This window comes from Ferrovibrio sp. GW821-FHT12E11, assembly GCF_058806975.1.
The window spans coordinates 772,068-797,444 of the sequence record NZ_JBXAQG010000001.1 but is presented as its reverse complement, the minus strand read 5'-3'; the positions used below and the strand labels follow the sequence as shown (position 1 = coordinate 797,444).

The following is a 25,377-nucleotide window of genomic DNA, read 5'->3' as shown; positions in this document are numbered from 1 at the left end:
GGCGGACCAGCCCGCCAGGCGTCGTTCAGGACCGGAAAATGCGGAAAAAGCGCTTAGCGCAGGTACTGCACCAGCGATAGCTGCAGGCTGTCGCGGGTGATGACGTAGCTGGCTTCCAGCGAGGTCTGCAGGTTCTTGATGTTGACCGAGACTTCACCGAGGTCGATATTTTCGATGGAGCCGACGCGGACCTTCAGGACGTCGAGCGAGCGGTCGTGGCGCTCCATCACTTCCTGCATCTGCTGCTGCTTGTAGCCGTTGCGCGAGGCAATCGACTTCAGCTGCGTGATGGCGCCGTTGAGCTGGGTGCGCGCATCATCGACGCGCTGCTGGTACATGTCGGGATTGGTCGTCAGGTCGGCGGTGGCGTCGCGGAAGCGGATAATCGAGTCGATCAGGCTCTGGAAACCGTCTTCGGCAGCGGAGACGCCGTAGCTGATCTGCTCGTTATCATCCGAATAAAGCGTGGTGCCGGTCGTGTCGAAGAAATCGTCATAGACCGTCGGCGCAACCGGAGTCGAGTTGATGTAGAAGGTGGTGATGGCGCCGTAGTCGCCCGAGGGATAGACCTCGGTCGCCGTCTTCTGGGTATAGGCAGCCGGCACTGCGCCGGCCGGATAGACCAGGCCGGTGGCGCCATCCTGCATACCCGACAGCGCGCCGCTGAGCGGGTTCTGGGTGTAGTTGGTGCCGGCGAAGATATAGCGGTCGCCGTCGCGGGTCTGCAGCAGGCCGCCGATGCGATCGAGCAGGGATTCGGCCTGGGTGCGGGGCGCGGCCGTCGAGGCGAAGAACGCATCGCGGTTCTTGATCATCGTATTCTGCGCCTCGGTGGCGATATCGATGATTTCCTCGATGGTCAGCGCGTAAAGCTCGACGCGGTTCTGCGCGGTCTGCACAGCGCTTTTGTAATTGTTCACCGAGCCCAGCTCGGTCTTCAGCTGGCCGAGTTCCAGCGCGCGGTCCGACACGCCGACCAGGCCGTCGGCATAGCGGCCAGACGCCAGCTGCTGGTTCTGTTTGCCCAGCTGCAGGTTCAACAGACGGATGCTGCGGGTGATGTCCAGCTGGGTCGCGTATTGCGTATTTCCGATCAGAGCGACCATGCTTACCTCCCGATATTGACCAACTGGTCAAACATCTGCGTGACGGTGTTCATGACATTCGCCAGCGCGGCATAATTGTTCTGCAGAACCTGCAATTGTGCAAGCTCGTCGTCGATATTAACGCCCACCAGGTTGCGGACCTTCTGGTCCAGGGTGTGCTCTACGCGTTCAGCCGTGTCCCGGTTGGCTTCGTTCAGCGAGGCCGCGCGGGCGGTATAGGCCATGATGCCGTTGGCCAGGCCGAAAATATTAACGTTTGAGATGGTCAGGCCGTTCGGGTCGGCGGTGACGGCATAGGAGGCGGGCGGACCGGCCACGGCGCCGGCGGCGGCCGTCGTGGTGCGCTGGACTTCGTTGGTATAGAGCGAGCGGTTGCGCATCGCCTGCTGGACCGTGCCGGCAACCGTGGCGTCCAGGGTTGAGGGGCTGGCCGTCAGGGTGGGTTCGACCTGAATGAAGCCGGCTTCCAGGCCCGGAGTGGCCGGAGCGATGAAGCTGAAGAACTGATTGACGCCCGTGGAGTCGTAGGCCTCGTTGACCACGTTGGCCAGGTTCACGGCGAATGAGTCGAGCTGGTTGAAGAATTTCTGCAGCGTCGCGACATTCGGATCCTGGTTGGCCAGGCCGACCGCCGTGGTGTCGAGATAATCGACAGAGGCGCGAACCGAACCGTTCAGGAAGCCGCCGGTCACGTCCAGCGTGCTGTTGGCCATATAAATGCCGGGTGTGGCGGGCGCGACGGCGGTGGACTGGTACTGGAACTGCTGGGCCGTGGTGCCCACCAGCTGCACGCCGCCATCGGTATAGACGAAGACTTCGCCGCGGTCGTTCAGCAGGGTGCGGATGCCGACCTTGTCGGCCAGCTTGGCCACTTCCGCATCGCGCAGATCTTCCAGATCGCCGATCGGCGCGCCGGATGCCTTCTGGGAGGCGATCTTGTTGTTCAGCTTGGCAATCTCGATGGTCGAGAGATTGATGGCGTTGACGTCTTCGCGCAGATCCTGCTGCGCGCGGGTCATCAGCTGCGACTGCAGGCCGTTCAGGCGACGGATTTCCGTCGTCATCTCGCTGGCGCGCAGCACAACCTGGCTCTTCAGATCGTTGTTTTCAGGCGTTGCTTCCAGCTGCTTCCAGGCATCTTCGAAGCGGGTCATCATCGCCAGCAGCGTGGGCTGGGCGCCGGTCGTGTTGGTGGCATCCAGCGTTTCAGCCAGTTCCTTGGCATACTGCAGCTGCTGGTCCAGGCGACCGAAATCGGCGGTTGCCTTCAGCACATCCTGGCGCAGCTCGGGAGCGGCGACGCGAGTGATGCTGGACACCAGCGAGGCGCCGGGGATGCCGCCGGCCGCGAAGGTGGTCAGTGCGGCGACCTTGCGGCTGTAGTCGGGATTCTGCGCGTTCGAGACGTTGCCCGACACCAGGCGCGTCTGGCTCTGCAGGGTCTGCAGGCCGATCACGGCAGTGTTGAGGGCGGCGCTCAGTGACATGACAGAAAATCCTTTGTGACTTTGCGGAGGTGATGACCGCCGGGCGGAGGGCCCGTCCGGCGGTCAGGTCAGTTAGCGGCGGATATTGATGGTTTCCTGCAGCAGTTCGTCGGACGCCGTGATCAGCCGGGCATTGGCCGAGTAGGTGCGCTGGGCGACGATCAGCTTGGAGAATTCTTCCGCGATATCCACGTTCGAGCCTTCGATGGCAGCCGAGATGAAGTCGCCGGCACCGCTGGAGCCCGATTGCGACAGCACGGCCGCACCGGAACTCGGGGTTTCGACGAAGGCGTTACCGGCCACGCGGTCCAGTTCGGTCGGGTCGCGGAACTTCGCCACCGGGATCTGGTAGAACTGTTTCACGTTACCGTTGTCGAAGGTGACCGAGACGAAGCCGTCGTTATCGATGGCCAGGTTCTTGAAGTTGCCCTGCGGCACGCCGTTCTGCTGGAAATTGTTCAGCGTCAGGGTGTCGCCGGCATAGGAGGTCGTGCCGACCGAGTTGCCGTAGGAGCCGAGATCCAGGCGGATGGTCTGGTTGCCGGCGCCGTAGTTCACAACGAAGTCATAGGCGGCGTTGTCATTGACGTTGGCGACGGCCGTGGAGGTCAGGCCACCGGCGCTTTCCAGCGCCGAGATGGTGCCCGGATCGACCAGGGCACCGCCAGCGGCCGAACCCAGCGACCGGCCGAAGACGACCGTGGCGGGGCCGAAGGAAACCGTGGCGCCGGCGGCGGTATCCGCGCCCGGCGAGCCGACTTCCAAGGTCCAGATGCCGGTGCCGATACGGGTCCATTCCAGGTTCAGCGTGCGGGCGTTGCCCAGCGCGTCGAACACCTGGATCGAACTGATCGGCAGCGTCGCCGGCAGGGTGTCGGAGGTATTGAGAGCGTTCGAGGGCAGGTTGGCGGCGTATTCCACCGTGCTGGTCGCGACAGGCGCGTCGAGCAGGTTGGACACGCGCACTTCCTCGGTGGCCGAACTGTCGACCACGCCGGTGACCGGGTCGATCGGCCAGCCGCGCAGGAAGAAGCCCGAGGAGTTGACGAGGTAGCCGTCGTCGTTCTGGTTGAAGTCGCCGACGCGGGTGTAATAGCTGGTGGTTTCGAAGCTCGGCAGACCCGTGGTGGAGTCTTCGCCGTTTTTCTTCGAGACCGGCATGAAGCCGCCGCCAACCAGGGCGATCGAGGTGGTGGATGACACCTGCTGGATCGCGCCCTGTGCGTTGTTGGCGAAGAAGGGCTGGTTGATCACGCCGCCGGGCGAATGCGTATTCGCCTGGGCGCTGGACTGGGTTACCAGGGTCTGGAACCGCGATTCCACCTTCTTGTAACCGATGGTGCTCGCATTCGCGACGTTGTCCGAAATGAAGCTGATGGCAGTCGACTGACCGTTCAGGCCGGTAATCGCCGTCTGCAAGGAACCGCTAATGGACATAACACTGCCTCCTGGCTTGGAACCGATTTGCCATAGCATCAGCAAGCGGCGTGCCAGTTTCCCGGCTGGGACCTAAGGCATTATTATTTCAGGAAGTTTTACAATGTTGCCGGGTAAGGTAAACACGGCAGCTTCTGCCGTGTCACATCATTGCAGGGGGCGGGCCGGCAGAATTTGCCGGGCCGGAATGGCCGGTTCAGCCGCGATTGAGGCCCGGGACCCAGAGCACGTCGGTGGTGCCATCCTCATTCGCATGGCGGGCGGCGACGAACAGGTGATCGGACAGCCGGTTGATATAGCTGAGCGCGGCGGGGTTGATCCGCTCGGCATCCTGCAGGGCCGTCACCAGCCGCTCGGCGCGCCGGGCAATGGTGCGGGCCAGATGCAGATGGGCGGCGGCCGGGCTGCCGCCGGGCAGGATGAACGAGGTCAGCGGGCTGATATTGGCGTTCATGGCGTCAATCTCGGCCTCCAGGCGGTCGACCTGCACCTGGTCGACCCGCAGGGCCGGCCGGCGGCGGGGGTCTTGCTCCTCGTCCTCCGGGGTCGCCAGGTCGGCGCCGAGGTCGAACAGGTCATTCTGGATGCGCGACAGCATGGCGTCCAGGTCCGAACCGCCGGTATGCAGCCGGGCCAGGCCGATGGCCGCATTGGCCTCGTCGACGGCGCCATAGGCCTCGACCCGCAGGTCGTGCTTGGGCACCCGTTCGCCGTTGCCCAGCGAGGTCATGCCCTTGTCGCCACCCCGGGTATAGATGCGGTCGAGCTTCACCATGGCGACAGGATCCCGGTCAGTTGCGGAAGGCGAAGCTGGCCACGCCGATCAGGATGATGGCGATGAACTGCAGCAGGATGCGCCAGCGCATCAGCAGGTTGGAATAGGAGCGGTTGAACCGTCCGCCGCGGAACAGCGCGAAAATGCCGACGCAGAGCACCAGGAAGGTGGCGACCGCAAAGGCGGGGATCAGCATATGGACGAAATTCTGCATGCCATGAGGATATAGCGCCGGCCCCGGCAATCCAACGGCTCCGGGTCATTCCGGGCGCGACGCAAGGCCGCAGGCCGGGCGGCTCCCGGGATGCTTTGCCGGCAGGGCGCTGCTATCCTGCCCCGGACTGGAGGCGTACCGGTGGCCGTCATACCGAAAAACAGGGTCCATTACTGGCAGGCGCGGCATATGCCGGGCCTGAGCCTGCTGCATGCCGATTTCACCCGGCATGACTATGCCCCGCACAGCCACGATGCCCTGGTGGTGGCGGTGACCGAAGCGGGCGGGGCCGAATTCACCAGCCGCGGCCATACCGAAGAGGCGCGCGAAGGGGTGCTGCTGGTTTTCAACCCCGACGAGCCCCATTCCGGCCGTATGGCGCGCAGCCGGCGCTGGCGCTACCGCTCCTTATATATGGAGCGGGAGGCGATCGCCGAGGCGGCCCGGCTCGCCGGCCTCGCCGGCCCGGCCTATTTCACCGCCAACCTGTTCCGCGACCCGGAGCTGATCGCTACCTTCTGCGCCCTGCACTGCGCCCTGGAACAGGCCGATGATGGCCTGCGCCAGCAGGAGCTGCTGGCGCAGGGCTTTGCCGCCCTGACCCACCGCTATGGCAGCGGCGCCCGGGCGGAGGATGAACCGGCCGATGCCAGCCTGCTGCGCCGGATCACGCCGGTCATGGAGGAACGGCATACCGAGCGCCTCAGTCTCGATGACCTCAGCCTGCCGTTCAACCTCAGCCCCTTCCAGCTGATCCGCCTGTTCCGGCGGGCGACCGGGCTGACGCCGCATGCCTATCTGACGCAGGTGCGCCTGCGGGCGGCCTTGCGGCATCTGCGCGCCGGCCTTTCGATTGCCGAAACCGCCGTTGCCGCCGGTTTCTTCGACCAGAGCGCGCTCAACCGGCATTTCCGCCGGGTCTATGGCATCACCCCGCGGCAGTTCGTCGCCGCGCAGATTCAGTAGAAGACCGGCCGCGCAATTTTCGCCAAGAAGCCGGCCACCCGGTTTCCCTATCGTCAGCACAACGACGATTGAGGACCCGATGTCGCGATACTTCTGTCATGTGAATCCCGAAACCTTCGTCCTGCGCAGCCCGGTGCTGGAAAGCCGGCCCGGTCTGGTGCGGCTGGCCGAGATGCCGTTCTACCCCGGCGGCGGCGGGCAATTGCCCGATCAGGGCCTGCTGCGCTGGAGCGGCGGCGAGGTGGCGGTCGAGGGCTTCGAGAGCATCGGCGGCAGGCTGTGGGTCAAGCTGCAGCAGCCGGTCGAGCTGTCGGGTGAGGTGGAAGCGGAAGTCGATGCCGCCTTCCGCCAGACCCAGCGCGAGCTGCATACCGATCTGCATATCGTGAACGCGCTGGTGTTTCAGGCTTTCGATGGCGCGCTGGTCACCGGCGTGCAGATGAATGCCGATGGCACGGCGCGGATCGATTTCGATCTGCCCGATGCCGACAACGATCGCCTGCGGGCGCTGGAGCCGGCGATCAACGATGTGATCCGGCAGGACCTGCCGGTACGGGAAAGCTATATCGCGCTTGATGATGCCTATGACGAAAAGGGATTGCTGCGATCCCGCTCGGTGACGCCGCCGCCAACCGAAGACGGCATGGTGCGCATCGTTGAAATCGCAGGACTCGACCGCCAGGCCTGCGGCGGGACCCATCTGGCGTCGACCGGCGCCTCGCGGCCGATCCAGATTCTGAAGATCGAGAACAAGGGGCGACATAACCGACGCATGCGCATCGGCCTCGGGCCGGCCTGAGCCATGACCCGATGGCTGCAATCGGTCTGGCGGCATCCGACGATGCTGCTCTGGCTGCCGCCGGCCTTCTGGGCCGGCAATCTGGTGCTCGGCCGCGGTCTGGCCGAGACCATGCCGCCGGTAACCCTGGCGGTCGGGCGCTGGCTGGTGGCGCTGCTTCTGCTGCTACCTTTTGTCGCCGGTCGGATGTGGCGGCAGCGTGATCTGCTGTGGCGGCAGCGTTGGCTGGTGCTGCTCTGCGGCGGCTTCGGCATCGCCGGCTATAACGCGCTGGCCTATGTGGCGCTGCGCAGCGTGCCGGCCGCCAATGTCGCCTTCCTCAACTCGACCCTGCCGCTGATGATCCCGCTCGCGGCTTTTATCCTCGGGCGCGAGACCGTGCCCCCGCGCACCCTGCTGGGCATCGTCGTGTCCTTCATTGGCATCTGCTGGATCCTGGCGCGCGGTGACCTGCAGAGCCTGCTGCGGTTACGGTTCGAGCCGGCCGATCTGCTGGTGTTGCTGGCGATCCTGAATTACGCGCTCTATTCCGTGCTGCTGCGCCGTCGCGCGGTCACGCTTGATCCGCTGGTCTTTCTGGGCGCCACCATGATGACAGGCCTGCTGGTGCTGGCGCCGTTCTGGATCTGGGAACTGGCCTCCGGTGCCGTTATCCCCTTCGATCCGGCGTCCATTGCCGCCGTGCTCTATATCGGGCTTTTCGCTTCGCTGCTGGCCTTCATCCTGTGGAACCGCTGCGTCGCGGTGCTGGGGGCTGCCGTGACGGGCGTGTCCTTCCATCTGGTGGCGGTGTTCACGGCGCTGCTCGCCTTTCTGCTGCTGGGCGAGCCGGTGCGGATATTCCACCTGATCGGTATCGCCCTGATCCTGGCCGGCTTCGGACTGGCCATGCTGCCAGCTCCGATCCTGCGGAAGCTGTGATGGCGCGGCAGCGAAAGCCCGATGCTGTCGCCGCCGTGCGCAGCTTCAACCGGTTCTACACCCGCCGGATCGGCGTGCTGGAAGATGGCCTGCTGCGCAGCAGCTTCTCGCTGACCGAGGTGCGGGTGCTGTTCGAGCTGGCGCACGGGCCAGCGATGACGGCGGCGGCGCTCGGCCAGCATCTCGGCCTCGATCCCGGCTATCTCAGCCGCATCCTGCAGCGCTTCCGCGCACGTGGCCTGCTGCAGCGTGAGGCCAGCACGACCGACCGGCGCGAATACCATCTGCGCCTGACGGCGGCCGGTCGGGCGGCCTTCGCGCCGCTGGACCGCGCCGCCAGCCGCGACATCGCCCGCATGCTGCAGACCCTGGACGAACAGACCCGGGACCGCCTGCTGGGCGCCATGCAGACGATCATGACGCTGCTGGACGATACGGGCGGCGATGGCGGCAGCGGCCGGCCTTGAGTATAAATCTGGCAGTATTCCCGAGGGCCAGACATGACTGCCGTTGCCATTGACCGCTCGACCATCGCTGAAACCGCCCGGCTGGTTGCACCTTATATTAGGCGCACGCCGGTGATCGCGGTGGCCGGCGCCGATTTCGGCCTCGCGCTGCCGCAGGTGAAACTGAAGCTCGAACTGCTGCAGCATTCCGGCTCGTTCAAGGCGCGTGGCGCCTTTGCCAACCTGCTGCGCCGCGCGGTGCCGGCGGCCGGCGTGGTAGCGGCATCGGGCGGCAACCACGGCGCCGCGGTGGCCTATGCTGCCATGGTGCTGCAGAAACCGGCCAAGATTTTCGTGCCCAGTATCGCAGCCCCGATGAAGATCGCGCGCATCCGCAGCTACGGCGCCGACCTGGTGGTGGGGGGCGACCGCTATGCCGATGCGCTGGCAGCCTCCGAAGCCTGGCTGGCCCAGAGCGGTGCGCTGGCCGTGCATGCCTATGACCAGCCGGAGACGCTGCTGGGGCAGGGCGGGGTCGGGCTGGAGCTGGAAGACCAGGAGCCGGAAATCGATACGCTGCTGGTCGCCGTCGGCGGCGGTGGTCTGATCGGCGGCATCTCGGCCTGGTATGGCGGTAAGGTGAAGGTGGTGGCGGTCGAGCCGGAACTGGCGCCGACCCTGAACATGGCGCTCAAGGCCGGCCGGCCGGTGGACGCGCCGGCTGGCGGCATCGCGGCGGACTCACTGGCCCCGAAACAGATCGGCGGCCTGATGTTTCCGATCGCGCAGAAGAACGTGGCCGAATCCGTGCTGGTGCCCGACGAGGCGATCCGCGCGGCGCAGGTGGCGCTGTGGGACAAGCTGCGGCTGGTGGCCGAGCCGGGCGGTGCGGCGGCCTTCGCTGCGCTGCTGAGCGGTGCCTACAAACCGCAGCAGAGCGAGCGTGTTGCCGTGCTGGTCTGCGGCGCCAACCCGACGACGACGGATTTCATTTAGCCGTTGCGCTGTTCCAGCAGGCGGCGGGCGATCACCTGCGCCTGAATCTCGGCGGCGCCCTCGAAGATGTTGAGGATGCGGGCGTCGCAGAGCACGCGGCTGATCGGATATTCCTCGGCATAGCCGTTGCCGCCATGCACCTGCAGGGCGTTGTCGGCATTGGCCCAGGCGATGCGCGCGGCCAGCAGCTTGGCCATGCCGGCCTCCAGGTCGCAACGGCGGCCCTGATCCTTTTCGCGCGCGGCGAAATAGCAGAGCTGGCGCGCCAGCATGGTTTCCACCGCCATCCAGGCGATCTTGCCATGCACACGCGGGAAACTGTAAATCGGCTTGCCGAACTGGATGCGGTCGTTGGCGTATTTCAGGCCCAGCTCCATGGCGCATTGCGCCACGCCCAGTGCACGTGCGCCGGTCTGGATGCGGGCGGACTCAAAGGTCTCCATCAACTGCTTGAAGCCCTGGCCCTCGCGCTGGCCCAGCAGGTTCTCGGCTTTCACCTCGAAACCGTCGAAGCCGATCTCGTATTCCTTCATGCCGCGATAGCCCAGCACCTCGATCTCGCCGCCGGTCATGCCCTTGGCGGGGAAGGGGTTGGCGTCGTCGCCACGCGGCTTCTCGGCCAGGAACATCGAGAGGCCCTTGTAGCTTTTCTCGTTCGGATCGGTGCGCACCAGCAGGGTCATCAGATCGGTGCGGGCCGCATGGGTGATCCATGTCTTGTTGCCGGTCACCTTGTAGACGTCGCCGTCTTTCACGGCGCGGGTGCGCAAGGACCCGAGATCGGAACCGGTGTTCGGTTCGGTGAAGACGGCGGTGGGCAGCGTCTCGCCGGATGCCAGCTTGGGCAGCCACTGCTTCTTCTGCTCTTCGGTGCCGCCACGCAGGATCAGTTCGGCGGCGATTTCAGCGCGGGTGCCGAGGCTGCCGACGCCGATATAGCAGCGGCTGAGTTCTTCCGAGACCACGCACATGGCGGTCTTGCCCATGCCATGGCCGCCGTATTCCTCCGGGATGGTGAGACCGAAGACGCCGAGCTCGGCCATCTCGTCGACCACGCTCATCGGAATGAACTCGTCCTTGCGGTGCCAGTCATGGGCGAAGGGAATGACCTTGTCCTCGCCGAAGCGGCGGAACTGTTCGCGCACCATGGCCATGGTCTCGTCCAGGCCCAGCTCGCCGAAGTCGCCGGTGTCGAGACCGTCCTTGATCAACTCGGCGATACGGCTGCGCACCGCCGTGGTATTGCCGCGCGCGATCAGCGTCGCGACGACATCTTTGGTGGCAAAGGCCTGCAGGGCCTCGGTGGTGACGCCGAGATTGGCCGGGCGGCAGATTTCCACCTGGCTCATGCTGATGCCGCCCTGCATCTGTGCCAGATATTCGCCGAAGCCGGCCTGCACGATCAGCTGCTCCAGCTCGCGGAACTTGCCCTCGGCCTGCAGGCGCTCGGCCCAGTGCAGGGTTTCTTTCAGGGTCGCGGCATAGGTGGCGAACCAGGCGAGGCCATGGGCGGCGAACTGTTCGTCCTCCAGCCGCGCGGCATCGATATGGCCGTCGGCGCCACGCACCAGCTGCGCCACCGCCGCCGTGGCATGGGCCACCAGCTGCTCGGCGGCTTGCAAGGCGTTGCCACAGACCTGCAGCAGCGAGTCGATCAGCAGGGCTTCGGCGGCAGGCAGTTTGGGGGCAGCAGACATGGTGCACTCGCAGTCAGTATGAATTGGTGCGGCTGGCGGAATCGCTTCCGCCAGCCGTGTCAGCATCGAGAGGGATTATGAATTCCCCGCTTCGATTGCATCCTCGAGGGTCCGCAGGCCCGGGACCTTGGCGCTGACCAGCACAGCCATGTTGCCGGGCTTATGCTGGTTCTTCCACATCTTGGTATGGGCGCGCGGGATATCGGCCCAGCTGAAGACTTCCGACATGCAGGGATCGAGGCGGCGTTCGATCACCAGCTGGTTGGCCTGGCTGGCCTGCAGCAGGTTGGCGAAATGGCTGCCCTGGATGCGCTTCTGCCGCATCCACACGAAGCGTGCGTCGAAGGTGATGTTGAAACCGGTCGTGCCGGCGCAGAACACCACCATGCCGCCGCGCTTCACCACGAAGCAGGAGACCGGGAAGGTCTGCTCGCCCGGATGCTCGAACACGAAATCGACGTCGTTGCCCTTGCCGGTGATGTCCCAGATCGCCTTGCCGAAGGCACGGCACTTCTTCATGTATTCGGCGTATTTCTCGGTATCCATCACCGGGGGCAACTGGCCCCAGCAGTCGAAGTCGTTGCGGTTGACCACGCCCTTGGCGCCGAGGCTCATGACGAAGTCGCGCTTCGAGTCATCGGAGATCACGCCGATGGCGTTGGCGCCTGAGATGGCGATGAGCTGGATAGCCATCGAGCCGAGGCCGCCGGCGGCGCCCCAGACCAGCACGTTCTGGCCGGGCCGCAGGATATGCGGGCGATGGCCGAACAGCATGCGATAGGCGGTGGCGAGCGTCAGCGTGTAGCAGGCGCTTTCCTCCCAGGTCAGGTGCTTGGGCCGCGGCATCAGCTGGCGCGACTGCACGCGGGCGAACTGCGCGAAGCTGCCATCCGGGGTCTCGTAGCCCCAGATGCGCTGGGTCGGCGAATTCATCGGGTCGCCGCCGTTGCACTCCTCGTCGTCGCCATCATCCTGGTTGCAGTGGACGATGACCTCGTCGCCAACCTTCCAGCGCTTCACGCGGCGGCCGACGGCATAGACGATGCCTGAGGCATCCGAGCCGGCGATGTGGAAGGGCGCCTTGTGCACGTCGAAGGGCGAGATCGGCACGCCGAGGCCGGCCCAGACGCCGTTGTAGTTGACGCCGGCCGCCATCACGAGGATCAGCACCTCGTCGGCATCGATCTCGGGCGTCGGCAGCACTTCCAGCTGCATCGACTGCTCCGGCGGGCCATGGCGCTCGCGCCGGATCGCCCAGCCATACATCTGCTTCGGCACATGGCCGACTGGCGGAATCTCGCCAACCTCGTAGAGGTCTTTCAGGACACCCTTGGCCGCCGTGGCCTGGGCTTGGGCTGGAGCGCCGTTGCTGGTCGCCAGCGCGACCACCGATCCACCCGCATTGGACATGGTGAAACTCCCTCGTTGTTTCCCTGTTACGCTTAACGCGTGATTTCTGGTCTTGTTGGGCCACAGCGGCCGGGATTAGCCTTGCTGCGGCGCCGCGAGACGGTACCTGACAAGACGATTGCTATCTTTTTGCAGTGGCGAAAAAATGGCAAGATCGTTTTGCAATGCAGCAGAGGTTATGATATTTCCCTGTTCTGACGCAACGAGAAACTAAATAACCTAACGTCAACTTGACACGGAATAAAATTATGTCCGCGACTCGTCCGACCGATGCCGGCAAGCCGGCCGCCCTTCGCAGCCGCGAAAAGGATAACCGGGAAAAGCCCTGGTTGTTCCGCACTTACTCGGGCCACAGCTCGGCGACGGCCTCCAACGCGTTGTACCGGACCAATCTGGGGCGCGGCCAGACCGGCCTGTCGGTGGCCTTCGACCTGCCGACCCAGACCGGCTACGACAGCGACCATATCCTGGCGCGCGGCGAGGTCGGCAAGGTCGGCGTGCCGGTCAGCCATCTGGGCGACATGCGGGTGCTGTTCGACCAGATCCCGCTGGCGCAGATGAACACCTCGATGACCATCAATGCCCCGGCCGCCTGGCTGCTGGCGCTCTATATCGCCGTCGCGGAGGAGCAGGGCGCCAGCCGCGCCGACCTGAACGGCACGGTGCAGAACGACATCATCAAGGAATACCTGTCGCGCGGCACCTATATCTATCCGCCGGCGGCCTCGATGCGGCTGATCACCGATGTGATCGCCTTCACCTATCGCGAGCTGCCGAAGTGGAATCCCACCAATGTCTGCAGCTATCACCTGCAGGAGGCCGGCGCCACGCCGGTGCAGGAGCTGGCCTATGCGCTGGCCACGGCGATCGCCGTGCTCGATGCCGTGCGCGACAGCGGCCAGGTGCCGGAGGCGGATTTCGCCCAGGCCTTCGGCCGCATCAGCTTCTTCGTCAATGCCGGTATCCGGTTTGTGACCGAAATCTGCAAGATGCGGGCTTTCGTCGATCTCTGGGAGGAGATCGGCCGCGAGCGCTATGGCGTCACCGATCCGAAGGCGCTGATGTTCCGCTATGGCGTGCAGGTCAACTCGCTGGGCCTGACCGAGCCGCAGCCGGAGAATAACGTCTACCGCATCCTGCTCGAGATGCTGGCTGTGGTGCTGTCCAAGAAAGCACGCGCCCGCGCCGTGCAGCTGCCGGCCTGGAACGAGGCGCTCGGCCTGCCGCGGCCCTGGGACCAGCAGTGGTCGCTGCGCCTGCAGCAGATTGTCGCCTATGAAACCGACCTGCTGGAATACGGCGACCTGTTCGACGGCAATCCGGCCATCGAGGCCAAGGTCAACGAACTGAAAGACGCCGCGCGCGCCGAGCTGAAGCGCATCGGCGATATGGGCGGCGCGATCATGGCCGTGGAGAGCGGCTATCTGAAGCAGGCGCTGGTGGAAAGCAACACCGGCCGCGTGCGCGGCATCGAGACCGGCGAGATCACCGTGGTCGGCGTCAACAAATTCACCGAGAGCGCGCCGTCGCCGCTGGTCGGCACCGAGGGCGGCGCCATCATGGCGGCCGATCCGGAGGCCGAGTCCGACCAGATCGCGCGGCTGAAAGCGTGGCGCGACGCGCGCGACACGGCTGCCGTGGAGGCCGCGCTGGTCGAACTTGAAAAAGCTGCGCGTGATGGCCGCAACATCATGGAACCCAGCATCGCGGCGGCCAAGGCCGGCGTCACCACCGGCGAATGGGCGGCGACCCTGCGCAAGGTGTTTGGCGAATACCGCGCGCCGACCGGCGTCTCGGCGGCGAGCGGCGCGCTCAGCAACGACGGCATGGACGACCTGCGCGCCGAAGTGGCGGCTGTCGCCAAGCGTCTCGGTCGGCCGCTGAAGCTGCTGGTCGGCAAGCCGGGCCTGGACGGTCATTCCAACGGCGCCGAGCAGATCGCGGTGAAGGCGCGCGACTGCGGCATGGAAGTGGTCTACGAGGGCATCCGCCTGACGCCGGAGCAGATCGTCGCCGCGGCGCTGGAAGAGGGCGTGCATCTGGTCGGGCTCTCCATTCTCTCGGGCAGCCATGTCGAACTCGCCACCGATGTGATGCAGCGCATGCGCGCCGAGGGTATCGGCGATGTGCCCGTCGTTGTCGGCGGCATCATTCCGCCCGAGGATGCCGCAAGGCTGACGGCGGCCGGCATCGCCGGCGTGTTCACGCCCAAGGATTACGACCTCACCGCCATCATGCGCGCCATCGTCGCGCTGGTTGACCGCACCTGGTCGAAGGCTGCATAACGCAGGCATGTCATCATCCCGCATGTTCTGGCTGCTCACCGTGCTGTGGGCCCTCGGCCTCGTCCTCAGCGGGCTCAATCCCTATGACCGCGTCACCTGGGTGCTGGAAGTGGCGCCGGCGGTGATCGCCTGGCCGATCCTGTTCGCCACGCGGCAGAGTTTCCGCCTGACCGACCTGACGATGGCGCTGATCGCGCTGCATGGCCTGATCCTGATGCTGGGCGGCGCCTATACCTATGCCCGCACGCCGCTCGGTTTCTGGCTGCAGGAGTGGTTCAGCCTCGACCGCAACCCCTATGACAAGATCGGCCATTTCGCCCAAGGCTTCGTGCCTGCCATCATCGCGCGCGAGCTGCTGATCCGGGTCTTCCGTATCGACCGGCCGAAACTGACCATCTTCCTCGTCGTCTGCATCTGCCTAGCAATCAGCGCCACCTACGAACTGATCGAATGGCTGGCGGCGCTGGTGATGGGCGGCGGCGCGGAGGAATTCCTCGGCACCCAGGGCGACGAATGGGACACCCAGTCCGACATGGCGCTGGCCCTGCTGGGGGCTTTGGCTGCCGTGCTGTTTTTTCGCTGGCAAGATCGGCAGATTTCCGCCATTTCACAGCCGAAAACACCTGCAAACCCTGACAACTCGCGCCAGATTTAGCCATCTGGAACCATTTGGAGCCATCTGGAGCCAGCGCGGCGCCAAAATGAGCCAAACCTTGCCATCTTGAGCCATCCTGAGCCGTGTCTGTTGGCTCATCCTGTGTTTCCCCTGACCTCCTTCGTTGCTCGACTTCGTGGCCAGATTAGAACAATATAGGAACATGGAGCGGGACTTCAAGGTGGCATCTGCGGCCCGGCCCTGCTATCGAAACCCGGTCGTTTTCCCGGAGTCCGCTTTGCTGTCGCGTCTGTCTTCCCTGATCCGCCCCCGCACCCTGGCCGGCCGCTTGGCTGTCAGCCTCGGCGCCGGCTTCGGCCTGCCGGTTCTGCTGTTCGCCGTGCTGCTGCTGCGCACCAACGGCTACGAGCCGATGGGCCTGTGCAAGCCGGTGCCGGCGGCGCAGGGCCATATCCCCATCGACATGAGCCGCGGCAGCGGCACGCCAACCACCTGCGGCATCGACTGGGCCTTTGCCGCCAGCGATATCCTGCTGCCGGCGCTGGGCTTCAGCCTGCTGGCCTGGCTGCTGATGGCACTGCTGGCCCGCATCGAGCGTTGATCCAGGCGGACGCCTGACCGTCCGCGCAGCGATGCGAGGACGATGTGGCGGCCAGCCATAAAACCAAGACAGCGAAGACAAAACCCCCGCAGGAACCGCAGGGCGATAACGGCCGTGCGCCCGCGCATGTGGCCCTGCCGCATCACGGCGCCGCCGACCTGCCGGCCGTACGGGTCGACAGCTACAACCTGGAACTCCGCGATGCCGAAGGGTTTGTCGGCGACAAGGCCAGCGGCCGGGCTTTCCGCGCGCTGATCGACGCGCTGCGCAAGGAGGGCCGCGACCTGACCGAGCATGAGCTGCGCGACACCCGCGCCCGCGACATGTCGAAAACCGAATTCGATGCCATCCTGACCGGCGACGACCTCGGCGCCGCCGCCATCGTCCAGGGCGCCATCGAGGAATTCGCGCAGAACCTCTCCGCCGTGGTGCAGCGGTTCCTGAAACAGAAATCCTGGCAGGATGTCGAGCGCATCGTGGTCGGCGGTGGCCTGCGCCGCAGCCGCGTGGGCGAGATCGCCATCCTGCGCGCCGCCATGCTGCTGGGCGAGGCGGAGATCGCGGTCGATCTGCTGCCGCTCAGCCATCATCCGGACGAGGCCGGCCTGCTCGGCGGGCTGCAGTTGCTGGCGCCGGAGACCATGGCCGAGCATGACGGCTTTATCGCCATCGATATCGGCGGCACGAATCTCCGCTGCGGCATCGTCACCCTGAAGAAGACCGACCGGTTCGGCGACAGCGCCAGCGTGGTGCAGCTGCTGCACTGGCGGCACCGCGACCATCGGCCGGGACGCGAGGAGGCGCTGGATCATCTGGGCGGCATGCTGCGCGAACTGACGCACAAGGCCGGGCGGAAAAAGTGGCGGCTGGCGCCGGTGATCGCGGTGGGCTGTCCCGGCCTGATCGCGAAAGACGGCTGGATCAAGCGCGGCGCCCAGAACCTGCCCGGCAACTGGGAGGCCGAAGACTTCAACCTGACCGATGCCCTGCGCGAACGTCTGCCGCGCATCGACGGGCAGAGTATCGAGGTGGCGCTGCATAACGACGCCGTGGTGCAGGGTCTGAGCGAGGTCTGGCGCATGCGCGACGTGAAGCACTGGGCGGCGCTGACCATCGGCACTGGCCTGGGCAATGCCAGCTATACGACGGTGAAGGCGGAGAGGTAAGGACAGCGCCATATAACACGCCGTCACCCTCAGGCCGAAACCGAGACGCCGCTCTGCCGGGCGGGCGGGAGCGCCAGCCCGTTGAAGGCGCTGTTGATCCCTGTCATGGGGGAAAAGGCGGCAGACCGCCAAGCGTTCACTTCCGGCCGGCGAAAACCTGACAGGTTTTGACAGGCAGGAGGATTTAAGCTCGGATAATGGCTGTCCTTTGTTCGAATCGTCGGAGTATGTCGTGTCCAAGACCACCATTCGTCCCTTCCTGATGTTCCAGGACGGCCAGGCCGAAGCGGCGATGACCTTCTACGTCTCGCTGTTTCCCGATGCGGCGGTCACGGCCATCCAGCGCTATGGTGCGGAAGGGCCGGGTCCCGAAGGCTCGGTGCTGCGCGCCGACTTCACGGTGGCGGGTCAGCCGGTAATCTGCATCGACAGTTATGTGAAGCATGCCTTCGGTTTCACGCCGGCGGTGTCGCTGTTCGTCGACTGCAAGGATGAGGCCGAACTACGCCGGCTGCATGCGGCGCTGTCCGCGGGCGGAGCGGAGCTGATGCCGCCGGACAATTACGGCTTCAGCAAACTGTTCGCCTGGGTCAATGACCGGTTCGGCGTGTCGTGGCAACTGAACCTGACCTGACGCCGGCGTCCGAGCCGGCATCTGAAGGCATGACTCCACGCATCCGCAAGATCATCCATGTCGACATGGATGCCTTCTATGCCTCGGTGGAACAGCGTGACAATCCAGATCTGCGCGGCAGGCCGGTGGCGGTGGGCGGCTCGCGCGAACGCGGCGTGGTGGCGGCGGCCTCTTACGAGGCGCGCAAGTTCGGCGTGCGCTCGGCCATGGCATCGGTCACGGCAAAACGAAAATGCCCGGAACTGATCTTCGTGCCGCACCGCTTCAGCGTCTATCGCGCCGTGTCGCAGCAGATCCGCGAGATCTTTGCCGAATACACGCCGCTGATCGAGCCGCTGTCGCTGGACGAGGCCTATCTGGATGTCACAGAGAACCTGAAGGGTATCGACTCCGCCACCCAGATCGCCGAAGAGATCCGCGCCAGGATCAAAGCCGTGACGCAGCTCACAGCTTCAGCGGGCGTGTCCTATAACAAATTCCTGGCCAAGCTGGCGTCTGACCAGAACAAGCCCGATGGCCTGTTTGTGATCACGCCGAAGATGGGGCCGGGCTTTGTCGAGACGCTGCCGGTCGGCCGCTTCCACGGCATCGGGCCGGCCACCTCGGACAAGATGAACCGGCTCGGCATCCAGACCGGTCTGGACCTGCGCGCGCAGACGATGGAATTCCTGCAGCAGCAGTTCGGCAAGTCGGGGCGGTATTACTACTGGATTTCGCGCGGCATCGATGAACGCCAGGTGCGGCCCGACCGCATCCGCAAGTCGGTGGGCGCCGAGAACACGTTTTCGGACGACCTGTTCACCAGCGGCGAGGCCGAGATCGAGCTGCAGCCGATCATTGCCAAGGTCTGGCGCTATTGCGAGAAGGCCGACATCCGCGGCCGCACGGTGACGCTGAAAGTCAAATACGCCGACTTCCAGCAGATCACCCGCAGCCGCACCCTGCCGGCGCCGGTGTCGTCAGAGGCCGAGATCGCGCAGATCGTCGAGACGCTGATGCAGCCGCTGTTCCCGGTGCCCAAGGGCATTCGCCTGCTCGGCGTGACGCTGTCGACCCTGGGTGAAGACGAGAAGGCGGAAGAGCTGGCCGGGGCCTCGCCCCAGCTCAGCCTGACGCTGTAGGGCCTATTCGCCTTCGATGACGCCGTAGCTTTTCGACTTGGTCGTGCGATTGGCGAGGTCAAAGCCTTCGGATGCCAGGCCGCGGCGCAGCAGTTCGCGTACGGCGGCGGCGCGGCTGGGCATCTGAATCTTGAAACGCCAGTCGTCCAGGGCCTTCAGTTCATCGGGGGTCAGCATGATTTGCAGGCGTTCGCCGCGGGCTTGGGAGTCGTTCATAGCCTTTCACCGGCAAGCAGGCCGGTGCTCATTTGATGTAGAATGAGTAAGAAACGACAAAGCCTCAAAAGGGGTTCCTTGAGTATATTAAGTCATTAATATAAATGGATATTTTGAAAAGCACGGTCTAGGGTCATTCCTGTTCCTGGTGGGGGAATCGGAGAGACGCTATGACCCTGCCTTCATCCCTGACCCGTCATCTTGACGCCCACAATCCTGACGCCACTGCCCCGCCCGGACTGAATGCGGCGGCCGGTCTGTCGGATATTCTGCGCAAGGAGGCCGATCACCGCATCGGCAACAGTCTGCAACTGGTCGGCAGCCTGCTCACCCTGACGCTGACGCGGATGAGCGATCCCGAAGCCCGACTGGAACTGGCGCGCGCCGCCCGCCGGCTGCAACTGATCGCCCGGCTGCACCAGCGCCTGTCGCAGGCCGGCGCGGACGAACTGGTGTCGCTGACCGATTACCTCGGCGGTCTGCGTGACGAGATTTTCGCAGCCCTGGTGGAGGATCATGGCCACGAGCTGCTGGTCAATGTCGATCCGATCCTGGTGCCGGCCCAGATCGCCAGTACGGCCGGAATGATCATCAACGAATTTGTCTTCAACACGCTCAAGCATGGCTATCCCAGCCAGGCCCGCGGCACCATCGAGATCGCCTGCGGCCGCGGCCTGGACGGTATGCTGCATCTGATCGTGCGCGACGACGGCATCGGCCTGCCGCCGGGTTTCGACCCGCAGGCGGCGACCGGCCTGGGCATGCGACTGACCTGCAGTCTGGTGTCGCAGCTTGGCGGCAGCTTCAGGATTCGCCAGGGCCAGCCCGGCACCTGCTACGAGATCATGCTGCCGCTGCCCGAAATGCCGGTGCAATCCCATGAGGCACAGTCGTTTGCCGAGCGCATCGGTCGGATCGGATAAGCGCATCGTTCCAGCATAAGAAAACGCCCGGCCATTTCTGACCGGGCGTTTTTTACTTCGCCTCTGTCGCGGCCTTACTCCGCCGCTGCCTTGTCGGCCGGCGCGCCGTTGCTGCCCGGCTTCCAGCGCAGGACCGGACTCCGCGCGGCGCGGGTCTCGTCCAGACGCCGGCGCGGGGTGAGCTGCGGCGCCGCCTGGAACATCGCCACATTCTCGCCGCCGGCCTTGGCCTTTTCGGCCAGGCCGCGCAGCGTGTTCACGAAGGCATCGACGCTGTCCTTGCTCTCGCTTTCGGTCGGCTCGATCAGCATGGCGCCATGCACGACCAGCGGGAAGTAGACCGTCATCGGATGGTAGCCCTCGTCGATCATCGCCTTGGCGAAGTCCAGCGTGGTGACGCCGGTATCCTTTAAGAAGCGGTCATCGAACAGCGCCTCATGCATGCAGGGGCCGTCGAAGCTCGGGCTCATCACATCTTTCAGGCTGGCCATCACATAGTTGGCCGACAGCACGCTGTCTTCCGCCACCCGCTTCAGGCCGTCGGCGCCATGGCTCATCATGTAGGCGAGCGCCCGGATGAACATGCCCATCTGGCCGTGGAAGGCTTTCATGCGGCCGAAGCTTTTCGCATCGCCGCTTTCGACCAGGGTCAGGCCATCCTTGCCATGCACCACATAGGGCAGCGGCACGAAATCCTTCAGCGCATCCGACAAGACGACCGGTCCCGAGCCGGGGCCGCCACCGCCATGGGGCGTGGAGAAGGTCTTGTGCAGGTTGATATGCATGGCGTCGATGCCGAGATCGCCCGGCCGCACCTTGCCGACGATGGCGTTGAAGTTGGCGCCGTCGCAATAGAAGAAGGCGCCGGCCTTATGGACCATGTCGGCGACCTTTTTGATGTCGCGCTCGAACAACCCGCAGGTATTCGGATTGGTCAGCATGATCGCCGCCACATCCGGACCCAGCTTGGCCTGCAGGGCGTCGAGGTCGACACGACCGTCGGCTGTCGCCGGGATCGGGTCGACGGTATAGCCGCAGAGCGCCGCCGTCGCCGGGTTGGTGCCATGCGCGGATTCCGGCGCGAGGATGCGCTTGCGCACATCGCCGCGGGCTTTCAAGGCCGCGCGGATCGCCATCAGGCCGCAGAGCTCGCCATGGGCGCCGGCCGCCGGCGACATCGCCACCGCCGGCATGCCGGTCAGGGTCCTGAGCCAGCCGGCGAGTGTATCGATGACCTGCAGGGCGCCCTGAACAGTGGAGACCGGCTGCAGCGGATGCACGTCGCCCAGACCCGGCAGGCGCGCCATCTTCTCATTGAGGCGCGGATTGTGCTTCATCGTGCAGGAGCCGAGCGGATAGAGCCCGGCATCGATGGAATAGTTCTTTTGCGACAGCCGCACGAAATGGCGGATCACCTGTGGCTCGGAGAGGCCCGGCAGGCCGATCTTGCCGGTGCGCTTCAGGCCGCCGAGGCGGGCTTTCACGTTCGGGGCAGGCGGTAGATCGACGCCGGTGCGGCCGTCCTCACCCATTTCGAAGATCAGCGCTTCTTCCTGCTGCAGACCGCGATTGCCGGTGATGGTGCCGGTCGCGGCGCTGTTGGCAGCCGCATGCGGCGTGGTCGGACGTCCCTGACGGTTCAGCATCACAGCACCTCCTTCAGGGCAGCGACAAGTTTGTCCATGTCGCCGTCGGTATTGGTTTCGGTGGCGGTGAGCAGCAGGACATTGGCGAGCGACTTCTCGCCCGGGAAGAGCCGCGAGGCCGGCACGCCGCCAAGGATCTTTTTCTCGACGAGTTTCTCGACAACATCGGCTGCCGGCTTGGGCAGGGTGATGGCGAATTCGTTGTAGAAGGCCTGCGGCACGATGGCGACCCCCTTCAGTTCGCTGAGCCGTTCGGCCAGTTGCACGGCCTTGCCGTGGTTGATCGCCGCCAGCTGGGTAAAGCCGGCTTCGCCGAGCAGGCTCATATGAATGGTGAAGGCCAGCGCGCAGAGGCCGGAATTGGTGCAGATATTCGAGGTCGCCTTCTCGCGGCGGATATGCTGCTCGCGCGCCGACAATGTGAGCACGAAGCCGCGGCGGCCGTCCTGGTCGACGGTCTCGCCGCAGAGCCGGCCCGGCATCTGGCGCACATATTTCTCGCGCGTGGCGAACAGACCCACGTAAGGCCCGCCGAAGCTGAGCGGCACGCCGATGCTCTGGCCTTCCGCTACCACGATATCGGCGCCCATGGCGCCCGGCGGGGTGACGAGGCCGAGCGAGGTGATCTCGGTGACCGCGACGATCAGCAGCGCGCCCTTGGCCTGGCAGGCCTTGGCCAGGTCGCTGAGATCGCGCAGATGGCCGAAGACGTTCGGGTTCTGCACGACGACGCAGGCGGTCTGGTCGTCGATCAGCTTGCTCAGGTCTTCGGTGCCGGCGAGATCGACCGGGGCGGCCACATGCGGCTGGTCGGTCTGATCCATCAGCGTCGCCACGGTGTCGCGGTAATGCGGATGCAGGCCGCCGGACAGCACGGCCTTCGATTTCTTGGTGATGCGCTGGGCCATCAGCACGGCTTCGGCCGCCGAGGTGGCGCCGTCATACATCGAGGCATTGGCCACTTCCATGCCGGTGATCATGCTCACCTGGGTCTGGAATTCGAACAGATACTGCAGCGTGCCCTGGCTGATCTCGGGCTGGTAGGGCGTGTAGGAGGTGAGGAATTCCGAGCGCTGGATCAGGTGATCCACGGCGGCCGGAATATGATGGCGATAGGCGCCGGCGCCGAGGAAGAAGGGCACGTCCATCGGCGAGACGCTCTTCTTCGCCATGGCGGCGAAGGCGCGTTCCACTTCCAGCTCGCCCTGATGCGGCGGCAGGTCGAGAGCGGGATTGAGCGCGCCGGCGGGCACATCCTTGAACAGGGCATCGATGCCGCCGACACCGATAGTGTCCAGCATGGCGCCGCGATCGGCTTCGGTCAGACCGAGATAGCGCATGGGGAGGCGCTCCTTCTTACAGAGTCTTGAGGAATGCGTCGTAGGCGGCCTGATCCATCAGGGCGTCGAGCTCGGCCTTATTGGCGAGCTTGAGCTTGACGAACCAGCCGTCGGTCTGGGCGGCGCGGTTGACCAGCGACGGATCGTCGACGATGGCCTGGTTGGCATCCACCACCTCGCCGCCGGCCGGGGCATAGACTTCGCTGGCCGCCTTCACCGATTCAACGACGGCGACTTCAGCGCCGGCAGCAACGGTCTTGCCCTTGGCCGGCAGGTCGACGAAGACCACATCGCCGAGCTGGCTCTGGGCGTAGTCGGAAATGCCGACGGTGGCGACATCGCCATCAAGACGGATCCATTCATGGTCCTTGGTATAGCGGGCAGTCATGGATCGTCTCCTTACTTGGCGTAGCGTTTGGTGATGAAGGGAAGGGTGCAGGTTTTTGCAGGCAGCGCCTTGCCGCGCACCATCAGGCTGAGCGGCGTGCCGGGCTTGGCATAGTCGGTGGCGACATAGCCCATGGCGATCGGGGCATCGACGCTGGGGCCGAAACCACCCGAGGTGATGACGCCGATCTTCTCGCCTGTATCGCTGTTGAGGATTTCGGTGCCTTCGCGGGCCGGCGCGCGGCCCTCGGGCTGGACGCCGACGCGCTTGCGGCTGACGCCGTCTTTCAGTTGCTGCTGCACGACCTCCGCGCCCGGGAAGCCGCCCTCTTCGCGGCGGCGCTTGGAGATTGTCCAGTTCAGCCCGGCCTCGATGGGCGAGGTGGTGGTGTCGATGTCATGGCCGTAGAGGCAGAGGCCGGCCTCAAGGCGGAGGCTGTCGCGCGCGCCGAGGCCGATCGGCTTCACCTCGGGCTGGCTCAGCAGCCAGCGGGCGAAGTCTTCCGCCTGGTCGGCGGGCAGCGAGATTTCAAAGCCGTCCTCGCCGGTGTAGCCGGAACGGGTGACGAAGGCCTCGTATTTGCCGAGCGCCAGTGTCGCGCCCATGCCGAAGCTCATCGCCGGCACCACGCTGTTCAGTCGCGCCAGCACCGCGACGGCGGCCGGGCCCTGCAGCGCCAGCAGGGCGCGGTCTTCCAGATATTCGACCTCGACGCCCTTCAGGCTGGCGCGCATATGCGCGATGTCCTGTTCCTTGCAGGCCGCGTTGACGATGACAAAGAGGTCGCGGTCGCGCCGGTTGACCATCAGGTCATCGAGGATGCCGGCGGCATCATTGGTGAAAACCGTGTAGCGCATCCGGCCGACCTCCAGCGCCACCAGATCGCCGGGGACCAGGGCTTCGAGCGCCTTGGCCGGATCGGCGCCGGTGAGGCGCACCTGGCCCATATGGGAGACGTCGAACAGGCCGGCCTGGCTGCGGGTATGCTTGTGTTCGGTGAGGATGCCGGCCGGATACTGCACCGGCATTTCATAGCCGGCGAAGGGGACCATGCGTCCGCCCAGCTCTTTATGCAGCGCGTTCAGCGGCGTGAAACGGAGATTTTCGGTATCGCCCAAGCGAGGTTCCCTTGCGGACAGAATCAGAGTCGAACCGGCGGATGGTTTCGCCGTTCGCCCCCTCTGTCCGGGAACCTGAGAGATTCGGAGGGGTTGGAAAAACCACTCCTTACTCCTTCGGTGGGACCGGGGTTGGACTCCCGATCCGCTTTCCAGAGTGTCGCCAGTCCGGTCGGTCCGTTGGCCTGAGAGTTTCCGGGGCGGTTGCTCCTTCGGCGCGTCCTGCCCGTATGAAACCCGGGCCGGCCGGCTCTCCCGCCAGACTGCTTGCGACGCCGCGAGAATAGGCGGAGGCCTGTATGAGTTCAACGATATTCCCCGTGACTTTACGGAAGCTCGAAAACGCCACGATTGACAATGCTTTAGGGGTGTTTAGGGTTATCCACAGCAGAGGAGTTTTCCGGGCCGCGGCTGCGACTCGGAGGCTCGATAAAAAAATGGAGGAAACCGCCATGAACCCGTTCTTCGTCGAACAGATGGCGATGTATTCGGCTTACCACCGCGACATGCGCAACCGCGCCACGCATTTCATCGGCATTCCGGCCATCGTGTTCGCCATCTTCATCCCCTTGAGTTGGGTGAAGCTGTTCACGCTCTGGGGCGGCGAGACCACGATCACAGCGGCCACCGTGCTGTGGTTCGCCACCGGCATCTTCTACATCTGGCTCGATCGCCGCATCGGCAGCGTGATGGCGCTATTCTCCTTCGTGCTGCTGCAACTGGCCGAGCAGGTGGCCATGCAGGGCAGCATGATCGGCTGGATCGCCTTCGTCGGCTTCTTCGTCGGCGGCTGGGTGTTCCAGCTGGTCGGCCACGGCTTCGAAGGTCGCCGGCCGGCGCTGGCCGACAATGCGCTGCAGGCACTGATCGGCCCGGTCTTCCTGGTGGCGGAAGCTTTCTTCGCCCTGCACCAGTGCCAGGACCTGCATGAAGCGGTGGAAGCACGCTGGCCGCATTACTCGGTCGGTGCGATGCGGGAACGCGCTGCCGCCTGAGGCGATTGAAAAAACGCAGGCAAGAGAGTGTCGTGGCCGGACTTGTTCCGGCCATCCACGTTTAAAAGGGTCTC

At 65.0% G+C, this 25,377-nt stretch carries 25 protein-coding genes and 1 riboswitch; of the genes, 13 read left to right on the top strand and 12 right to left on the bottom strand.

Features of this window, described 5'->3' with window-relative positions; all coding sequences use genetic code 11:
* Positions 1-53: 53 nt before the first annotated feature.
* The 5 genes from AC1ROT_RS03965 to AC1ROT_RS03945 form a co-directional block, all read right to left on the bottom strand.
* The gene (locus AC1ROT_RS03965; RefSeq protein WP_492970017.1) at positions 54-1,106 is read right to left on the bottom strand and encodes a flagellin; all 1,053 of its coding nucleotides are present in this window, start codon (positions 1,104-1,106) and stop codon (positions 54-56) included.
* Between the two features lie 2 nt (positions 1,107-1,108).
* Complete coding sequence (gene flgK, locus AC1ROT_RS03960; protein ID WP_492997295.1) at positions 1,109-2,593, bottom strand: flagellar hook-associated protein FlgK; 1,485 nt, start codon at positions 2,591-2,593, stop codon at positions 1,109-1,111.
* Between the two features lie 72 nt (positions 2,594-2,665).
* A complete protein-coding gene (locus tag AC1ROT_RS03955) occupies positions 2,666-4,030 on the bottom strand; it encodes a flagellar hook protein FlgE (RefSeq protein ID WP_492970019.1) in 1,365 nt (454 codons plus the stop codon).
* A gap of 196 nt (positions 4,031-4,226) precedes the next feature.
* Complete coding sequence (locus AC1ROT_RS03950) at positions 4,227-4,805, bottom strand: cob(I)yrinic acid a,c-diamide adenosyltransferase (protein WP_492970020.1); 579 nt, start codon at positions 4,803-4,805, stop codon at positions 4,227-4,229.
* Between the two features lie 16 nt (positions 4,806-4,821).
* Positions 4,822-5,019 carry a twin transmembrane helix small protein gene (locus AC1ROT_RS03945; RefSeq protein WP_492970021.1) on the bottom strand — a complete coding sequence of 66 codons (198 nt, stop codon included), beginning with the start codon at positions 5,017-5,019 and terminating at the stop codon, positions 4,822-4,824.
* 141 nt (positions 5,020-5,160) lie between these two features.
* Between AC1ROT_RS03945 and AC1ROT_RS03940 the strand changes: the two genes are divergently transcribed.
* The 5 genes from AC1ROT_RS03940 to AC1ROT_RS03920 all read left to right on the top strand — a co-directional run bounded on the left by AC1ROT_RS03940 (position 5,161) and on the right by AC1ROT_RS03920 (position 9,147).
* Positions 5,161-5,985: a helix-turn-helix transcriptional regulator gene (locus AC1ROT_RS03940; protein ID WP_492997293.1), complete on the top strand. Its 825-nt coding sequence runs from the start codon at positions 5,161-5,163 to the stop codon at positions 5,983-5,985.
* A 79-nt stretch (positions 5,986-6,064) separates the two neighbouring features.
* Positions 6,065-6,784: an alanyl-tRNA editing protein gene (locus tag AC1ROT_RS03935; protein WP_492970023.1), complete on the top strand. Its 720-nt coding sequence runs from the start codon at positions 6,065-6,067 to the stop codon at positions 6,782-6,784.
* Between the two features lie 3 nt (positions 6,785-6,787).
* Positions 6,788-7,705 carry a DMT family transporter gene (locus AC1ROT_RS03930; RefSeq protein WP_492970024.1) on the top strand — a complete coding sequence of 306 codons (918 nt, stop codon included), beginning with the start codon at positions 6,788-6,790 and terminating at the stop codon, positions 7,703-7,705.
* Positions 7,705-8,172, top strand: coding sequence for a MarR family winged helix-turn-helix transcriptional regulator (locus AC1ROT_RS03925; RefSeq protein WP_492997291.1), 468 nt, complete (start codon positions 7,705-7,707; stop codon positions 8,170-8,172). The genes AC1ROT_RS03930 and AC1ROT_RS03925 overlap by 1 nt, the downstream gene beginning before the upstream one ends.
* A 33-nt stretch (positions 8,173-8,205) precedes the next feature.
* Complete coding sequence (locus tag AC1ROT_RS03920) at positions 8,206-9,147, top strand: threonine/serine dehydratase (RefSeq protein ID WP_492997290.1); 942 nt, start codon at positions 8,206-8,208, stop codon at positions 9,145-9,147.
* Here the strand turns inward: AC1ROT_RS03920 and AC1ROT_RS03915 are convergent.
* Positions 9,144-10,844, bottom strand: a complete 1,701-nt coding sequence (locus AC1ROT_RS03915; RefSeq protein ID WP_492997289.1) for an acyl-CoA dehydrogenase family protein — start codon at positions 10,842-10,844, stop codon at positions 9,144-9,146. The genes AC1ROT_RS03920 and AC1ROT_RS03915 overlap by 4 nt on opposite strands.
* A 75-nt stretch (positions 10,845-10,919) precedes the next feature.
* On the bottom strand, positions 10,920-12,254 hold the full coding sequence (gene ccrA, locus AC1ROT_RS03910) for a crotonyl-CoA carboxylase/reductase (protein ID WP_492970028.1): 1,335 nt from the start codon (positions 12,252-12,254) through the stop codon (positions 10,920-10,922).
* A 248-nt stretch (positions 12,255-12,502) separates the two neighbouring features.
* Between ccrA and AC1ROT_RS03905 the strand changes: the two genes are divergently transcribed.
* From AC1ROT_RS03905 to dinB, 6 genes are all read left to right on the top strand, one after another.
* Entirely contained in the window at positions 12,503-14,539 is a 2,037-nt protein-coding gene (locus AC1ROT_RS03905; RefSeq protein ID WP_492970029.1) for a methylmalonyl-CoA mutase family protein, read from the top strand.
* A gap of 7 nt (positions 14,540-14,546) precedes the next feature.
* Positions 14,547-15,194, top strand: coding sequence for a DUF2238 domain-containing protein (locus AC1ROT_RS03900; RefSeq protein ID WP_492997287.1), 648 nt, complete (start codon positions 14,547-14,549; stop codon positions 15,192-15,194).
* Between the two features lie 238 nt (positions 15,195-15,432).
* On the top strand, positions 15,433-15,756 hold the full coding sequence (locus AC1ROT_RS03895) for a hypothetical protein (RefSeq protein ID WP_492970031.1): 324 nt from the start codon (positions 15,433-15,435) through the stop codon (positions 15,754-15,756).
* 44 nt (positions 15,757-15,800) lie between these two features.
* The gene (locus AC1ROT_RS03890) at positions 15,801-16,922 is read left to right on the top strand and encodes an ROK family protein (protein WP_492997285.1); all 1,122 of its coding nucleotides are present in this window, start codon (positions 15,801-15,803) and stop codon (positions 16,920-16,922) included.
* A gap of 232 nt (positions 16,923-17,154) precedes the next feature.
* Positions 17,155-17,556 (top strand): VOC family protein, encoded by a 402-nt coding sequence (locus tag AC1ROT_RS03885; protein WP_492970033.1) that lies wholly within the window; start codon positions 17,155-17,157, stop codon positions 17,554-17,556.
* Between the two features lie 29 nt (positions 17,557-17,585).
* Positions 17,586-18,677 carry a DNA polymerase IV gene (dinB, locus tag AC1ROT_RS03880; protein ID WP_492997284.1) on the top strand — a complete coding sequence of 364 codons (1,092 nt, stop codon included), beginning with the start codon at positions 17,586-17,588 and terminating at the stop codon, positions 18,675-18,677.
* Positions 18,678-18,680: 3 nt separating this feature from the next.
* Here dinB and AC1ROT_RS03875 read toward each other — a convergent pair whose 3' ends face one another.
* On the bottom strand, positions 18,681-18,893 hold the full coding sequence (locus AC1ROT_RS03875; RefSeq protein WP_492970035.1) for a hypothetical protein: 213 nt from the start codon (positions 18,891-18,893) through the stop codon (positions 18,681-18,683).
* 170 nt (positions 18,894-19,063) lie between these two features.
* Here AC1ROT_RS03875 and AC1ROT_RS03870 point away from each other — a divergent pair, with 170 nt between their 5' ends.
* The gene (locus AC1ROT_RS03870; RefSeq protein ID WP_492970036.1) at positions 19,064-19,816 is read left to right on the top strand and encodes a sensor histidine kinase; all 753 of its coding nucleotides are present in this window, start codon (positions 19,064-19,066) and stop codon (positions 19,814-19,816) included.
* 74 nt (positions 19,817-19,890) lie between these two features.
* Here AC1ROT_RS03870 and gcvPB read toward each other — a convergent pair whose 3' ends face one another.
* Genes gcvPB through gcvT form a run of 4 tightly spaced genes read right to left on the bottom strand, consistent with a single transcriptional unit; the run spans position 19,891 to position 24,308 of the window.
* Positions 19,891-21,465, bottom strand: coding sequence for an aminomethyl-transferring glycine dehydrogenase subunit GcvPB (gene gcvPB, locus AC1ROT_RS03865; protein WP_492997283.1), 1,575 nt, complete (start codon positions 21,463-21,465; stop codon positions 19,891-19,893).
* Positions 21,462-22,802: an aminomethyl-transferring glycine dehydrogenase subunit GcvPA gene (gcvPA, locus tag AC1ROT_RS03860; RefSeq protein ID WP_492997282.1), complete on the bottom strand. Its 1,341-nt coding sequence runs from the start codon at positions 22,800-22,802 to the stop codon at positions 21,462-21,464. Before gcvPA ends, gcvPB begins: the two co-directional genes overlap by 4 nt.
* A 16-nt stretch (positions 22,803-22,818) precedes the next feature.
* Positions 22,819-23,190 carry a glycine cleavage system protein GcvH gene (gene gcvH, locus AC1ROT_RS03855; RefSeq protein ID WP_492997281.1) on the bottom strand — a complete coding sequence of 124 codons (372 nt, stop codon included), beginning with the start codon at positions 23,188-23,190 and terminating at the stop codon, positions 22,819-22,821.
* Positions 23,191-23,201: 11 nt separating this feature from the next.
* Positions 23,202-24,308, bottom strand: a complete 1,107-nt coding sequence (gene gcvT, locus AC1ROT_RS03850; protein ID WP_492997280.1) for a glycine cleavage system aminomethyltransferase GcvT — start codon at positions 24,306-24,308, stop codon at positions 23,202-23,204.
* A 53-nt stretch (positions 24,309-24,361) separates the two neighbouring features.
* Positions 24,362-24,474: riboswitch (glycine riboswitch) on the bottom strand.
* 286 nt (positions 24,475-24,760) lie between these two features.
* Here gcvT and AC1ROT_RS03845 point away from each other — a divergent pair.
* Positions 24,761-25,303, top strand: coding sequence for an Mpo1 family 2-hydroxy fatty acid dioxygenase (locus tag AC1ROT_RS03845; RefSeq protein ID WP_492970041.1), 543 nt, complete (start codon positions 24,761-24,763; stop codon positions 25,301-25,303).
* Positions 25,304-25,377: the final 74 nt, after the last annotated feature.